At 65.5% G+C, this 15,008-nt stretch carries 11 protein-coding genes and 2 pseudogenes; 9 read left to right on the forward strand and 4 right to left on the reverse strand.

Annotated elements, in window-relative coordinates; translation table 11 throughout:
• Positions 1–263 precede the first annotated feature (263 nt).
• Genes BLP96_RS08990 through BLP96_RS09000 form a run of 3 tightly spaced genes read left to right on the forward strand, consistent with a single transcriptional unit; the run spans position 264 to position 2,059 of the window.
• Positions 264–1,028, forward strand: coding sequence for a cytochrome c oxidase assembly protein (locus BLP96_RS08990; RefSeq protein WP_240894221.1), 765 nt, complete (start codon positions 264–266; stop codon positions 1,026–1,028).
• Entirely contained in the window at positions 1,006–1,470 is a 465-nt protein-coding gene (locus BLP96_RS08995) for a copper chaperone PCu(A)C (protein WP_089685309.1), read from the forward strand. The genes BLP96_RS08990 and BLP96_RS08995 overlap by 23 nt, the downstream gene beginning before the upstream one ends.
• 25 nt (positions 1,471–1,495) lie before the next feature.
• Positions 1,496–2,059, forward strand: a complete 564-nt coding sequence (locus tag BLP96_RS09000) for an SCO family protein (protein ID WP_245682207.1) — start codon at positions 1,496–1,498, stop codon at positions 2,057–2,059.
• A gap of 155 nt (positions 2,060–2,214) precedes the next feature.
• Here the strand turns inward: BLP96_RS09000 and BLP96_RS09005 are convergent, their stop codons facing one another.
• On the reverse strand, positions 2,215–3,180 hold the full coding sequence (locus tag BLP96_RS09005) for an arsenic resistance protein (protein WP_089685313.1): 966 nt from the start codon (positions 3,178–3,180) through the stop codon (positions 2,215–2,217).
• Between the two features lie 99 nt (positions 3,181–3,279).
• Positions 3,280–3,624: pseudogene (locus tag BLP96_RS20330) on the reverse strand (transposase); the annotation flags it as partial.
• 508 nt (positions 3,625–4,132) lie between these two features.
• Between BLP96_RS20330 and BLP96_RS09015 the strand changes: the two are divergent.
• Positions 4,133–5,127 (forward strand): annotated as a pseudogene (locus tag BLP96_RS09015) (IS30 family transposase).
• A 2-nt stretch (positions 5,128–5,129) separates the two neighbouring features.
• Here BLP96_RS09015 and BLP96_RS09020 read toward each other — a convergent pair.
• Positions 5,130–5,828 carry an IS1595 family transposase gene (locus tag BLP96_RS09020; RefSeq protein WP_245682208.1) on the reverse strand — a complete coding sequence of 233 codons (699 nt, stop codon included), beginning with the start codon at positions 5,826–5,828 and terminating at the stop codon, positions 5,130–5,132.
• Complete coding sequence (locus tag BLP96_RS20335) at positions 5,768–5,950, reverse strand: transposase (RefSeq protein ID WP_245682209.1); 183 nt, start codon at positions 5,948–5,950, stop codon at positions 5,768–5,770. Before BLP96_RS20335 ends, BLP96_RS09020 begins: the two co-directional genes overlap by 61 nt.
• A gap of 288 nt (positions 5,951–6,238) precedes the next feature.
• Here BLP96_RS20335 and BLP96_RS09025 point away from each other — a divergent pair, with 288 nt between their 5' ends.
• The 5 genes from BLP96_RS09025 (at position 6,239) to BLP96_RS09045 (ending at position 14,721) form a co-directional block, all read left to right on the forward strand.
• Positions 6,239–6,820: an endonuclease dU gene (locus tag BLP96_RS09025; RefSeq protein ID WP_089685315.1), complete on the forward strand. Its 582-nt coding sequence runs from the start codon at positions 6,239–6,241 to the stop codon at positions 6,818–6,820.
• 74 nt (positions 6,821–6,894) lie between these two features.
• The gene (locus BLP96_RS09030) at positions 6,895–7,542 is read left to right on the forward strand and encodes a dienelactone hydrolase family protein (protein WP_089685316.1); all 648 of its coding nucleotides are present in this window, start codon (positions 6,895–6,897) and stop codon (positions 7,540–7,542) included.
• Between the two features lie 65 nt (positions 7,543–7,607).
• Positions 7,608–9,005 carry a hypothetical protein gene (locus tag BLP96_RS09035; protein ID WP_089685318.1) on the forward strand — a complete coding sequence of 466 codons (1,398 nt, stop codon included), beginning with the start codon at positions 7,608–7,610 and terminating at the stop codon, positions 9,003–9,005.
• On the forward strand, positions 9,002–9,838 hold the full coding sequence (locus tag BLP96_RS09040) for a hypothetical protein (RefSeq protein WP_245682210.1): 837 nt from the start codon (positions 9,002–9,004) through the stop codon (positions 9,836–9,838). The genes BLP96_RS09035 and BLP96_RS09040 overlap by 4 nt, the downstream gene beginning before the upstream one ends.
• Positions 9,835–14,721 (forward strand): coiled-coil domain-containing protein, encoded by a 4,887-nt coding sequence (locus BLP96_RS09045; protein ID WP_089685320.1) that lies wholly within the window; start codon positions 9,835–9,837, stop codon positions 14,719–14,721. Before BLP96_RS09040 ends, BLP96_RS09045 begins: the two co-directional genes overlap by 4 nt.
• Positions 14,722–15,008: the final 287 nt, after the last annotated feature.

Here is a 15,008-nt window from a genome sequence, read left to right on the forward strand (position 1 = left end):
CGGTATACCCAACTACTGAACTGGTGCCGTGCCTTGGGGCGCGGCCTTCCTCGCCTCCCAGGCACCGAGGTGCGGGCTCTGGCTTCATCTGCGTTTATAGTCCCACCTTGCCGCATGCCACGTTGGGCTCCTAGTCTCACCGTTGGCATGCCGATTCTGGGGAGGGAAGGGCTATCGACCTCGACGTTGCTCTGGGCTACCTGCTGCCGTGGGAGTTCTCGCTGGCCTGGTCGGGGGCCTGCCTGCTGGCCATCGCGCTCTACCTGCGTGGCCTCCGGCAGCGCCGACGGCGAGGCGAGGCCACCGGCGCAGGCCGAGTCCTTGCCTACCTGCTGGGTGTCGCCACCATCTATGGCGTCACCCAGACCCATTACGACTACCTCGCCCAGTACATGTTCTTTACCCACCGGGCACAGCATCTGGTATTGCATCACGCCGGTCCCTTCCTGATTGCCCTGGCCGCCCCCCTGCCGGTACTGACAGACGGCTTGCCGACCCGAATCAGGCACTTTTCAGGATGGAGGCCGGTCGCGCGCCTGCTGCGCCCCGTATACCGGACGCTTCAGCATCCACTGATCGCTCCCGTACTGTTCGTCGGGCTGATCTATTTCTGGTTGATTCCCGAGGTCCACTTCGATGCGATGCTGAGTACCGACCTGTATCAAGTGATGAACTGGAGCATGGCGCTGGATGGGTTGCTGTTCTGGTGGTTGATCCTGGATCGCCGCACGCCGCAGCAGGGCGGCCTCGGTTACGGCAAACGCATCGCCATCCTGCTGGTGGTGATTCCGCCGCAGATCGTGCTGGGGGCCTATATCGTCTTTAGCAAAAATGTCATTTTCGATGTCTATGAGGTGTGCGGGCGCGCCTGGCCGCTGGACCCTCTGACTGACCAGCTCCTCGGTGGCCTGTTGACTTGGGTACCGGCCACGATGATGAGTGCCATCGGGGTTCTGATCATTCTCAGCTTTCTGTTCCGTGATGCCCGCAAGGAGGATGCCGCTGATGTCTCTCACGCCACACCCTAGTCTGCCGCGACTAGCGAAACCCTGGTGCTCGACCTTCCTGCTGCTGATCGCGACGTCCGGCACGCTGGCGGCTGCCGAACTGGAGGTCAGCGAGGCGCGTCTTAGGCTCCTGCCCGGGGACCTGCCCGCGGCAGGCTACTTCACCCTCATCAATACCAGCGAAAAGGGCGTCACCCTGACAGGAGCGGATAGTCCCGCTTTCGGTAATGTCATGATGCACCGCAGTGTCAATCAGGATGGCGTCACCCGCATGGAGCCCGTCGCCCAGCTGGTGCTGGCGGCGGGGGAGCAGGTCGAATTTGCCCCGGGTGGCTACCATCTCATGCTCATGAAGCGGGCTCGCCCCCTCGCCGTTGGTGACGACGTCGAGGTGACTCTTCATTTCGCCGGCGATCAGCGACAGCGTGCCACGTTCCGCGCCGTGGCGCCGACAACACAGTAGGGGGAGCAGGATGCGCCGATGCATCATGGCACTATTCGTGACGCTATGGATTGCGGGCTGCAGCGATCCAGACTGGCAGACCAAGGATATCTCGGGGCTGATGCCTTCCCTGGCGTTCGAACTCATCGACGAGAACGGGAGTACGGTGAGCGCCGATCAGTTCCTCGGCAAGACGACGCTGCTGTTCTTCGGCTTCACCCATTGCCCCGATGTCTGTCCGACCACCCTTTCGCGTCTCGACGCGGCCACTCAACGCATGGATGAGACCGCGCGCGATGAAATCCAGGTGCTCTTCGTCTCGGTGGATCCTCGCCGCGATGACGCCGAGACGCTGGATAGCTACACCGACGCCTTCGGCCCCCGGTTCATCGGCCTCACGGGGGATAAAGCGGCACTCGATAAGCTGACACGCCGCTATCGAGTGACCTACGGGTATGGCGAAGAAGACAGCGACGGCAACTATGATGTGTCGCATTCCAGCGCTGTCTTCGCCTTCAATGCCCAGGGAGAGGCGCGCCTGCTGATCCGCGATAGCGACCCCATGGAGGCCGTGGTTGCTGACCTCGAAAGGCTTGCCAGCGGTGCCTGAGTAGTCACCGTCCATCGCCCCTATCTTCCGTCGGGGATCGGGATGGGGGCTTGCCTAGGAGTACGGTGCAAGGTTCGTCGTTGCGCCTTGAGGCAGCTGAACACCACGTTCGATCACCTTTCACTCCTGGAAATTGGGTCAGATAGCTGCAAGGGCTATGTGTGAGAGGGCTCCGGGATCAACTTGCCCGGCACCCATCTCAGGTAGGCCACCATGCCGAAAAGTTCGACCAGCGACTGGAAGACGATGACCACCACGGCGGCTTGCCAGGCCTCGGGCAGCGCCAAGGCGATGGGCAGCACCACGAAGGAGTTGCGGGTGCCGAAGCTGAAGGTCAAGGTTCTGGCCGAGCGCGTGGGGAGCTGGAACAGTCTACCGAGGGTCTTGCCCAGGAAAGCGGCGAAGATCAAGTAGGCGACGAAGATCAACAGCACTTGCAGCAACACCCCGCTGAGGCCGGTCACGGCCGCCACCTGTGATGCCGCGATGACGAAGACCACCAGTGCCAGCAGCGGCACGGGCAGCATGCCCAAGCCATGCACCCACTGTCTGGCATTGAGATGACGCTCGGCCAAACGCTCGGTCACCCAGGCCAGGACCAAGGGGGTGAGAATCAGCCCCGCAAACGCGCCGAGGAGGTGGGTGCTGATCGCGGCCTGAAGCCACTCCGCGCCCAGAAAGAGCCAGAGATAGGCGGGCAAGGCCAGCAGCTGCGCGAGCAGGAGCACCGGCGCGGCGGCAATGGCCCTGCCGGCATCGCCTTTGCCGAGGTGGGTGAAGCTGATGAACCAGTCGGTACAAGGAACGAGCAGCACCAACAGCACGCCGGCTTGCAAAGCGGACGACACGGGCAGGAAGGCCATCAGCCCGCCCAGGACGAGGGGGATCACCACGAAGTTGCCGAGCAGAAGGGCCGCCAGGAAGCGCCAATCCTTCATGCCCTGGCCGATTCGCGTCAGCGGCACCTGGGTAAAGGTGGCATAGAGCAGACCGCCGAGCAGTGGCCAGAGGAAGGCTTCCAGCCGGGATGTCACATCAGGCTGATCCAACCCGATGGCCAGACCCGCCAGGATGAAGATCAGATAAATCCAGGATTGCTGCCGTTCCATCCAGTCGCGCATGGGCAAGCGCCCTCCTCAGTGTTCCAGTTACAAACAGCAGGTGCGGTACGGCGGACGCTACAATCAGTTTGGGGCTGATCGCCAGGCCAGCAAGCATGCCGTCGCTGTGTCTTCCCTGTCCGCTAACGCGGCCTTCTCTGTCAGCGCTTTCACCTCCGCCCTGAACTGCGCCTCCAGCTTCTTGGTGTGACCATACGTTAGCCCCTTGTGCTTGCTGGCGTCAGCCTTGAACTCAGTCCCGTCCAAGGCGATGGTGCCGAACTTGAGTCGCTTCATTTCGCGGGCCAGCAGCACCTGTACGAAAAGCTGTTCCAGTTCCGGTAGTAAGCGGCGGCGAAAGGTAGCCAGTATGTCATGGGCCGGGTGGGTGTTGGCGGCCTGTTAGCGTAAGGCCGCCGAGTCATAGATAGCTCGCTGAATCTTGCGACTGGAGACCACCCCCGATGGCGCAGTCGAAGACCATCAGTCTCAGCAATACGAGATCTGCTTCATAGGGTGGCCTAGTCAATGGATAAGAGGGAGACCAGTTTTTTCCTCGCCGACGGCTGCCATACAGCTACAGCAGGGTTTATGCACCGTTTCCCTAGCATTGAATCGTTGAGAGGGTTTTGGGATGAAACTTTATTTTCATTAATTGGTGATTATCGAGTTAGTTTCCTTTGAATTAGGATGATTCTTTATTGAGAGAGTTGGTCAGAAAGTGAAAAAAATCTGCATGCTTTTGCATGGATTTAGGATGATATTTTATTTCCTGATTACGCATAACAGTCAGCTATCTTCAGGAACCGATACGGCATTGGCGGTGTTTTCGACGCCACCGTGAAAAACGCGGTATCATGGCCTTGAGGGTCCTGGATTCATAGAATAACCGCAGCACTTTGGTCACCACGGTGGAAGCAGGAGGGCCAGCGCCGGTACCCTTCTCGGCTCACCGGCCAAAGTGATGCAGAGCATGGGATACCGACAGCTGACCCAGACCCAACGATACCAGATCCACACGCCCGCTATGACCTGGGCATCAGCCAGCGACAGATCGGCAGGGAGCTGGGTATCCACAGCAGCACGATCAGTCGTGAGCTGCGCCGCAACGCCACCTCCGGTGGCTACGATCCCGAGCAGGCCCAGGCCGTCAGTGATCACCGGCGCCGTACCTCTTGGAAGTGGACGAAGCGCTTACCGAGCATGATCACCGCCGTTGTCGGCCGGCTGCGTGAAGAGTGGAGCCCACAGCAGATCAGCGGCTTCATCGCGCCCCTGGCGGGCGTAGGCGTCAGTCATCAGTGGATCTATTCCTTGATCTGGGACGACAAGGCACTGGGTGGCGACCTCTGGCGCCATCTTCGTCAGCCCAAGCGTCGCAGCAAGCACCGTGCCCAGGCCAAGAGCGCTGGTCTGGGCAAGATCCCTAACCGGGTTGGCATCGAGCACCGACCGGCTGAGGTCGATGACCGGCGCTTCATCGGTCACTGGGAGGGCGACACCGTGATTCAGGGGCACAAGCAATCAGGCCTGGTCACGCTGGTGGAGCGGCGTAGCGGCTATCTTCTGGCGGCACGGCTGCCCAAGGTCTCGGCGGGGCTGACGAAAGCGGCCATGATCCGCCTACTGAAGCCTCGTCGGGGAGCGGTCCAGACCATCACGCTGGACAATGGCTCTGAATTCGCCGAGCACCAAGCCGTAGCCAAGGCAGTGACGGCAGCGACGTTCTTCTGTAAGCCCTATTGTTCCGGGCAGCGTGGGACCAACGAGAACACGAATGGCCTGATACGGCAGTACTTTCCCAAGGGAACAGACTTCCGCCAGGTCACCGATGTCGAGTTGCGCCGGGTGGTCAAGAAGCTGAATGACCGCCCGCGAAAACGGCTCGGCTATCGAACACTGGCACAGGTGTTTCTGGGGGAATACTCAGGAGCCCTGGATACCGCAGGTGCTGCGCTTATTGCTTGAATTCAGGGGTCATAGCGTCTATTGAATCGGTACTCGAACTCGGCCAGGTAGCATGGGCATGCTGCCCGCGGATGGCATGGTAAGTGCCGGTGATCGCGTTCTTGACGTTGCCCAGCAGGGTGTTGACCCCAGTTGAACTCGGGGTTCTCCACACTGGCACGCCCACCCCCGGTGATGTGGCAGTCATGGACGTAGAGGGGTGTGTCGAAGGCTCGGAAACACCCGAGGCCGTCGCTGATGACATGGCTCCCAGGGGCAATAGCCTGGTGGGCGTAGCGACGGATCTCGGTGAGGGTGAAGCCGCTCACGCGGAGAAGCTGAACACGCAGTGGGTGGCCTTCCTCATCGGCCGCCACGAATGGGAACTTGTGCTCAGCGCCGCGCCCGCGCTTTCCCGGTCGTTCACCTCCCAGGTAGGCATCATCCAGCTCGATGCGGCCGGAGAGCCGCTCTCCTTGGTTGCGCTCGTGCATGACCTGCAGCAGCTTGTGCTTGAGCTTCCAGGCGGTGTTGTAGCTGACGCCGAGCTCCCGGGACAGCTGCAGCGCTGAGATACCGCTCTTGCGCTGGGTCAGCAAATAGATGGCCAGAAACCAGATGGTCAACGGCAGGTGCGTGGCATGGAAGATGGTACCGGCAGTCAGCGAGGTCTGATGATAGCAGCGATGGCACTGGTAGAGCCCCCGCGACAGTCGGGGCACACGAACCCCTTGGGCCAGCGATGCTGGAAGAGGGCTGCCTGGCATTGCGCTTCCGTGCCGTACTGCTCGAGAAACGCCGGCAACGACAGGCCGGGCTGGAACTGGATAGGATTGCGTGCCATGAGGTCACCTCATCTACTGGACATAACATCAGTATAGGGGAGACTGACGGGGTGGTGGCTGATCAACATGAGTAATCAGGTTTTATTTTCATTCTTCACCTGGAGGCCTATGAGCACAAAGAGCGGTTCTTCCACATCTGGGACTGCACCAGCCGGCGCGAGGCCGAGAAGAACTACGGTGTCGATCTATCAACCTTCTGGAAGGATTAAGGGTTCAGGGAGCAGGGAGGCTCCATCAACCATTTAATCCGGATACCCCCGAAGACCTGCTGTAGTGTCTGTTGAATCATGAAATGGAACTCCCTTTCCCGCACATTCTCGCATATCGTCGGCTTCGACGACGCTCCCTTCCCCCGCGACCACCGTGGCGGGGTGTCCGTAGTCGGCGCGGTCTATTCGGGGCGGCGCCTGGAGGGCGTGCTCACCGGGCGAGTGTGCCGCGACGGCGACGACGGCACGGGGGAACTGGTGCGGCTGGTGCGCGATTCGAAGTTCGCCGCCCACCTGCAGCTGGTGCTGCTGCAGGGCATCGCGCTGGCCGGCTTCAACGTCATCGACGTGCCGAGGCTCGCCGCTGCGCTGGGCCTGCCGGTGCTGGTGGTGGCGCGCCGGGCGCCGCGCCGCGAGGCCCTGCGTGCGGCGCTGCTGGCCCACATCGCCGATGGTGAGCGCAAGTGGGCGTCGATCGAGGCGCTGGGGCCCATGGAGCCGCTGGGCGGGGTTTACGTGCAGCGCTGCGGGCTCTCCCGTGACGAAGCGTTCAGGGTGTTGCGCGAGACCGCGATCCACGGCGCCATTCCCGAGCCCTTGCGCACGGCCCACCTGATCGCCGGCGCCCTGGCCACCGGCGAGAGCCGCGGACGCACCTGAACTGGAGAGGCACGCCGCCGGGTCTCTACACTGGTGTAGAGAGAAAGATCGCACGGGCGATCGGGAGGTACGACATGGCAATCGCCGAGCGCGGCGTCGCCATCGAGGTGGCCGAAGCGACGCTGGAAGGCGACCTGCTGCTGCCCGAAGGGGCAAGCGGCATCGTGGTCTTCGCCCATGGCAGTGGCAGCAGCCGTTTCAGCACCCGCAACCGGCAGGTGGCCCGCTATCTCAGCGAGCAGGGGCTCGCCACGCTGCTCTTCGACCTGCTCACGCCCGAGGAGAACGTCATCGACGAGCGCACTCGCGAGCTGCGCTTCGACATCCCGCTGATCGGGCGACGCATGACCGGGGCGGTGGATTGGGTGGCCCGCGCCGAGCCGACCTGCGCGCTGCACATCGGGCTGTTCGGTGCCAGCACCGGGGCGGCGGCCGCGCTGATCGCCGCCGCCGAACGTCCCGATACGGTGGTCGCCGTGGTGTCGCGTGGCGGACGCCCGGACCTCGCCGGCGAGGCGCTCGCCCGAGTGGCGGCCCCGACGCTGCTGCTGGTGGGCGGCCAGGACGGCCCGGTGATCGAGCTCAACGAGCAGGCCCGGGCACAGATGTCCGCGCCTTGCGAGCTTGCCATCGTGCCCGGGGCCACCCACCTCTTCGAGGAACCCGGCAAGCTGGAGGAAGTCCAGGAGCGCGCCGCGCGTTTCTTCCTTGCGCACCTGTGAGTCGCGTTCCATGACGGCTGGGATTCCCCTTGGCATAATGCGCCTTTTGCCCACAGGGAAGACCCATGACCGCCTGGAGCAAGCTGCTCGTCGCCACCACGCGGCTGATCGACCTGCACGACAGCGGCCACGAGCCGGGCTCGCCCTTCGTGCAGGTCAGCCAGGAGCAGCGTCGTGGCTGGCGCGACGGCTACTGGCTGGACCTCGGCTGCCTGCTGCTCGACTACCTGCTCGACGTCGACTTTGCCACCAACAGCGCTTTCGTTTCCCAGACTCGCTGCCTGACACACCTGCGCGAGAGCTACCCCGAGTCCTATGCCGCGCTGCCCCATGACGACCTCGTCTACGTCATCAATCTGCTGGCCACCCCCAGTGAGATCCACTTTCGCCAGCCCCGGGGGGACCAGGACGGTGAAGCGGCGGGCCGCGCTGCGCGCAGCACCAAGCGTACGGCACTGATCGAGAAGCAGGGCCAGACAGGGCAGGTGCGTCTCACCCCCAGCGGCCGCCAGGCGGTGACGCTCGCCGGCCAGGTGGAGGATCTGCTCTATTCCGAATACGATGCTGCCAAGGTGTTGGCAGCCCTGGCACGGGGCGACTTCGCGTGCATTCCCGACATCACCAACCAGATCCTGTTGGCGATCCGCGCCCTGACCCAGGAGCTGCGTCGAGTGCGCGAGAATCCCACCCGAGAAGGCAAGCTCTCGGCGCTGCTCGACAACGAACGTCACTACCACAATGCCTTGACCAGCATCCAGCAGACCCTGCTGGATGCCCGGGCACAGCTGTCGACGGCGCGGCTGATGGAGCGCTTCGATGCCTGGCGGGAGATGCAGACCGAGGAGTGGGATCTGCGCATGCTCTCCAGCGCCATTGGCCGGGTGCTCACTGCCATCGAGAACCTGTCGCGGCGCCTCTCCGAGCTGCTGGCCGACATCGCCGAGGGTCGCATCCAGTCCATGGGCGTGGTCGACTTCCAGGCTCTGGCACGCCACCTGCTCGAAGCGCCCGGCGAGTCGAGTCTACAGCAGGCCGTGGTGGCTCGACTGATGCCGCTGTACGCTCAGCCCGCCTTCCCGCGAGTCGTGCCGCTGATTCCGCTGCTGGAAAGCCGTCGCGCCGAGGCCAGTCACGCCGCTCTGGTGTTCGACGAGACGAACGATGCCGACCCCGAGGATCCGCTGCTGGCCCGTTTCCTGGAGGCGCGCGGTCCGGCGCTGCGCGAGCGCCTGCGTGGCGGTCCGCTGCCGTTGCCCGAGGCGCTCGCCGAGGGCTGGCACCGCTTCGAGGACGGCGACTGCCTGGCCCAACTGCTCAATACGTTCGTCGACACCGAGCTGCTCGCTCCTGGGTTGACCGTGGGCATCGAGCCCCAGCCGTTCGCGCTACGTCTCGACGACGGGCGACGTGTCGAAGGGGCCGTGACCCCGTCACTCGGCTTCTTTGAGGAAGAACGCGCATGAACATGACCGAAATGGGCGAGGTCGTCGCCTACCTGCTGCGTTACCGCAGCGCCGAACGGGCGCCTGGCAGTGGACGCAAGCGCCGCGCCGCCCGCGAGGGACAGCTCGCCGAGCGCGATGTCTGCGCACTGATCGACGATGCCAGCGACCTCGAACGAGAGGCGCTGCGCGATTTCCTGGCCGGTCAGGGGCTACGCCTCAAGGTCTTCGAGGCCGGGGACTATCCGGGGATCGCGCCTGGCTCGCGCTACTATGCCCTGCTGCCGGACCCCGAGCTCGAGCAACCGCCACTCTATACCCGCGACCCGGTGTTCGAGGCCCTCAAGCTGCGCCAGGAGAGCCGCGCGGAGCTGGCCCAGTGGTACCTGCAGCTGTGGCTGCTGATGCATACCCTGCTTTACACCCGCTACAACCGGGCGCTCTCCGATGTCAGCCGCTATCAGGAAGCCACCTTCACCACGGCGGAGCTCGCCGAGCTGCTGCGCGAGCAGCTCGAGGCGCTGCGCGAGCTGGGTGAGGCGGCGCCAGAGACGAGCCGCGCCCTGTGTGAGGAGCGTGGCGAGGACGTCAGTCGCCGGGTTCGTGCCTTCATCGATCTGCAGGCGCGGGCCGGTCTGCTCGAGGCCGTGCGTAGCGACGACCGCGAAGCGGAGGGAGAGATCTGGCAGCAGACGCTGCTCGGCGCCCTGGAGAGCGAGCAGGTGGGCGTGCACCAGCTCGCCCATCTCCAGGTCCTGGCCCAAGGTGGCGTCGGCCAGACAGCCGCTGAGGCCGGCGATGATACGTTCGGTGGGATGTCCGCCGGCGAAGGAGACGAGGAGGTCGCCCCATGAGCGTGATCCACCGCATCGAGGTCGCCAACCTGCTCAACAAGCACGGCGACGTGGCCTCGCCCTGGGATGCCAAGATGCGCCACCTGCTGCTCGATCTGCGCGGCCAGTCGAGTGCCATCAGCATGGAAAACGGTTTCGGCAAGACCACCCTGGCCGAGGCATTGATCGGCTTGCTGTCGCGGGATCGCAGCCTGCTCTCGCGCACGCGGCGCAAGTGTTCCCCCTCCACGGTGTCGGGGGAAGGGCGCAGTTGGAGCCACTTGCGCGTCGAGTTCCGCTCGCGCAGTGCCGCGCCCGGGCAGGACGACATGCTGGCCGCAGCCGGCGAGGAGGTGGCCGGCGAGACATTCGTGTTCGGCTTCTACGGCTACAGCGACGGCAGCGGGCTCTCCTTCTACCACTATCCCGGGCGGCTCGAGGACATTCCGGTCCACCACCTGACGCGGGACGGCAAGCTGGCGCTCTACGCCAATAGCGACGTCAAGGCGATGATGGCCGAACGCGGGGTGCGATTGACCCACAATCGCGACGAGTGGCTGGAGGCCGTGGGGGCTCACGTATCGCGGCGCGAACTCGTTCAACTTGCCGCCTTCCAGAAGGAGGGGGGCGCCGACAAGAGCCAGATCTTCAACGCCATCAAGCCGCGTCCCGGCGAGAAGGCCGACCAGGCGTTCTTCTTCGAGGTGCTGGCGCCGGAGATCCTCTCTGGCGCCACGCGCGGCGAGACCGACGAGAGCGAGGAACTGATCGAGGAGGTGATCCTCAACTCGGGCACCAACATCACCGAACTGCGTCATCGGCTCGAAGAGGCAGAGCACGACCAGCGCCGCGCCCGGGACAAGGTCGAACGTCTGGCGGCGCTCGAGGGCGAAGGCGAGGCCCTGCTCGCCGCTCGTCATGAACTCGCCGAGAGCGACCGCGAGCTGGCCCAGAGCGAGGCGCTGCTGGGCGGACAGGCGCTGGCCGGTTTGCCCGGCGTCCCCCGATTGTCGGATCAAGCCGCTGGCGACGCCGCCGCAGGTCTGGCCTGGGCGGTGGGCGACACCGACCGGCCACGGGTCTCCACCTGGCTGTTGGCCCGGCTGGCAGGGGTGAAGGAGCGCGCCGTGCGCGGCGCCCTGGTCGAGCGCGGCGACCGGGTCGAGAGCCATCGGCGGCTCGTTCACCTGCCCGGGGCAGACTGGCCGGCGGCGCGCGAGGTGGGCCACGTGAGCTTTGCCGCGGCCCGCCAGTGGCTAGCCGAGAGCTTGGCCTTCGACGACGATGCGGCGCGCTATCGCGCTCTAGCGGCACTGGACGAGGGCGCCGAAGCGTTCGAGGCGCAGGACGGCAACCGTTTCCGCGAAGAGGTGATCGGCGATACGGTCTACCTGGATGAATTGAAGCACGAACTGAGCGATCAGGAGGCGCGCCAGGAAGCGCTCGATCAGGAGCGCGAGCGCCTCGAGTCCCAGCAGCGCGACTTCGTCGACAACCAGAGTTTCTACACCCAGGCCATCGCCGATGGTCTGTTCAGCGAGGCGGAGCTGGAGTCGCCAGAGACCACTGCCGCCGTGGCCCGTGACGAGGCCGCTGCGGCGCGCACTGCGCTCAACGAGCACCTGGGACGTGTCGGCGAACTCAAACAGGTGGCCGGCTGGCATGCGGATTTTCGGCGAGAACGCCCCGACGAGAGGCCGGCCGAACGGCTGGCCGAGAAGCAGGCAACCGAAGCCGAACTGAGTGAAACCCTCGACCGTCTTAGCGGCGAGCGCGACGAGAGCATCACCGCCTACGAGCAGGCGCGTGCCGAGCGCGAGCGGCTCAATGCCGAGCGCGAGCGTCTGACCGGGGAACGCGGCCCTCTGGCCCACGGCCAGGCGCCGTGGCGTGCCTTCCTCGAGGGCTGGCCCGGCGAGTCGGTGCAGGGCTTCTGGGGGCGGCGCAAGACGGCGCTGGCCGAGCTCGAGAGCCGCTGTCGCGAGGCCGAACAGCGCCGCCAGGAGGCCGAGCGTACACAGGCCCGTCTCGCTCCGCTGGCCGAAGCGGCGGCCCGCTACGCCGAACTGCACGGCGACGATGACCCGGTGCACCTGCGGGTGCGCTTGCGCGACCGGGAGCGTGAGCTGGCCGACGAGTCGCATCGACTGGAGACCGAAGAGGCGCACTTGCGCCAACTGCATGCGGCCCGGCTCTCCTTTGCGGAACTGAATGGCGCTAGAGAGCTCTCCCCCGAGGCGTGGCTGGCCGATGCACGGCGTCGCTATCCGCGGCTGCTGCGCGAAGCCGAAACGCTGGCGGCGGACATCGCCGCCCGTGAGGCCTACCTGGCGCAGTTGGCCGGCGACCCGCTGGAACGCCGCGCTGCGGAAGCCGAGGCGCATCGTCTCCTCGAGGAAGCTGGCATTGCCTGGCAGCCGCTGCACGTCGTGCTCAATGCCAAGGACGTGGCCGAGGCCCGGCGCCGTGAGCGGTTGGCCCAGGCAGCCGGTCTGCTCTTCGCACCGGTGGTAGCGGGGAGCGAGGCGGCGCGACATGCCGCTGAGGTACTGATCGATGCGGGCCTGGCCGTGCCGGTGTTCGAGGCACAGCGGCTGGAGGCACTCCTGGAGCGCGGCGAGCCGCCCCTGGGCGCCGTGCAGGGCGTGGAGACGCTGGCGGTGAAGGCGGCCCTGGATCCGAGCTATCTGGAGGCTCTGCGCGAGGCGACCGAGACGCGTCTGGCCGCGGATCGCGCACGTCAGCAGGCGCTGGAAGCCGAGTGCCAGCACCTCGACCCTCATGGCGAAACCTTCGCCTTGGCTCTGGAGGCCCGCGAAGCCGATGACAGCGACGTGGAGCGTGCGCTGGAACGCTTGGCCGAGACGCAGTCGCGCCTGGGCGAGCAGCAGGAGAGACTCGCGCCGCGCTTGAGCGAGGCGGCGCTGGCCTGCATCGACGACTATCAGCGCTATCTGCAGGAGGGCGGCGACCTGGCCCTGGAACGAGCGGCCGAGACCCGCGCCGAGGCGGACGAGACCCTGGCCGAGCTGAGGCCGCAGCGCGAGCAGGCGGCTCGGGAACTCGAGGCCCACGGCAGTACTTGGCTGGCTGCCGAGCAGTTCAACGATGCCGGCGGCGTCGAGCGCCTCGCAGCCCTGGATGAACGCCTCACCGAACTGGAGAGGTGGCTTGGCGAAGCGGATGAGCGGCTTGGCGAAGCGGAGCGGCGCCGCGAGGCCTTGACCCGCCAGCATGCTGAGGTCGAGGTACGTCTGCGCCAGCTCTTCGCCGAGGGCGAGCGTGAACGTCTGCGCGCCCTGGCCGACTTCGAGGCTCAGGGCGGCGAGGCATTCATGGCCACGGCCACGGAGGTCCAGGAGACACGCGAGGCGGAACTGGCGTTGGCCACCAAGCGTGCGGATTTCGACTTCTCACGCATACGCGCCTATCTCGACGTGCGCGATGCCAGCGGCGGTAGCCAGCAGCTCGAGCGCGAGATCGCGCGGGTCAAGCGCGAGATTGCGGCGTTGCGTGAGGCGCGCAAGGCAAAGCAGCGCGAACGCGATGCCGTGGCGCAGCGTCTTGCCGATCATCGGCGTGCTCTGGAGTGGGTGGACCAGTTGGCCGTGGAGTGGCTGCGCGCCCTACGCGAGTTGCCGGCCGGCTGGGATCGGCGGCTGGCCGAGTCGGCACCGGCAATCTGGCCCGGCGATGACGACGAAGACGCCCCGCGCACCCAGGCCCTGACCGAGTGGCAGCGGCTGGCTGGCGAGTTGGTGGCCGATGGCGCCCTCGATCTGGAGGCTCTGGAGGCGTGCCAGCAGACCCTGCTGGACGCTCTGGCCGAGCTCAACCTCGGCGAGCGGGCCCGCCATCGCGAACGCCTGGCGAAGCGCGTGGCGGAGGCCGAGCGGCAGCTGACGGCATCGCTGGAGGAGGCCGCTCACAGCCGCCTGTTCAGCGATACCGAACGGGCCCGTCTGGGGGCGCTGGCCGGGGTCAGCCAGGCCGGTCTCGACGATCTCGCTGCCCTGCATTCCCAACTGGCCGGCCAACTCGAGGCACACCGCGAGCGGGTCGGGCGATTGCAGGCCACCCGCGAGCAGATAGAGGGCACCCTGGTGGAGCGTCTGAGTTCGATCATCTCGGACGCCGCCGGCAATCTCGACATTCTCAAGCGGGTGGCGAAGAGCCATGGTGCCGGCGGGGCCTTCTTCGAGGTCAAGGCCGCGCTGATCGGCACCGAGCAACTGCGCGAACTCATCGCCACTCTGCTGGCCGACATCGACGAGCATCAGGCGGCGATGCGCCGACGTGCCGAACGCGACGGTGGAGTGGCTGACGGTGAGGTGCGCCGGCGCGACGACGATCTACTGCGCCAAATCCGCCGCCGCATCTACCGTGGCCTCTTCCATGACGTCTCGATCCGCCTCAAGCACGACGCCATTCGTCCCCATGGTCGGCTCTTCTCGCTCAACGAGGAGATGTCGGAGGGCCAGCGTGAGGCGGTGTCGCTGATGTGGCTGGTCAAGCTCTCGGAATTCGCCATCGAACGCGAGCTGCGCGAGCTTCCGGGACATCACAAGCGCCGCGCTCGCGCGAGTCGCGAGAGCGTGATCCTGCTCGACGGGCTCTTCTCCAAGCTTTCGCACCGCCGCCTGATCCAGGACTCGCTGGAGTCGCTGCGCAACACCCGTGGGCGCTTCCAGATGATCGGCCTGATCCACAATCCCAACTACGAGAACGACCCGGAGATCTTCCCCACCTACCTGGTGGGCAGCGTGATCGGCGGCGTGCAGGGGCAGGGCGGCCATGTCATGGTGCGCGACGGTCGCGTTGCGTCGCCGGAGAGCCTTGGCCGCAGCCAGGGCGAGGCTAGCCTGTTCGGCATTCATGTCAGCGAGCCGGCGACTCAGGAGTAGGCCATGAGCGATCCGGCTCTCATGCTGAGCGAGGCGGACGGGAAAGCCTTGGTCTGGCTTCCAGCCGGCCGAGACTCGACGCTTTCCGCCTCGTTCGGTCCCATGCAAACGGCCTTCGAGATGGGTGCCCGTCACTCCCTCGATGCATTGACCGGCAAGGTGGGCTGCGCACCAGCGGGGATTGGCAGCATGGGCTCGACCAGGAGTGGCTCGAGGAGAGCCAACTCATGCTTCTGGCAGGAAAATCGCTCGAGCCCACCATGCAGGAGGCGTTGTCGTCCCGCTTG

This window comes from Billgrantia gudaonensis, assembly GCF_900100195.1.
Lineage (GTDB): Bacteria > Pseudomonadota > Gammaproteobacteria > Pseudomonadales > Halomonadaceae > Halomonas > Halomonas gudaonensis.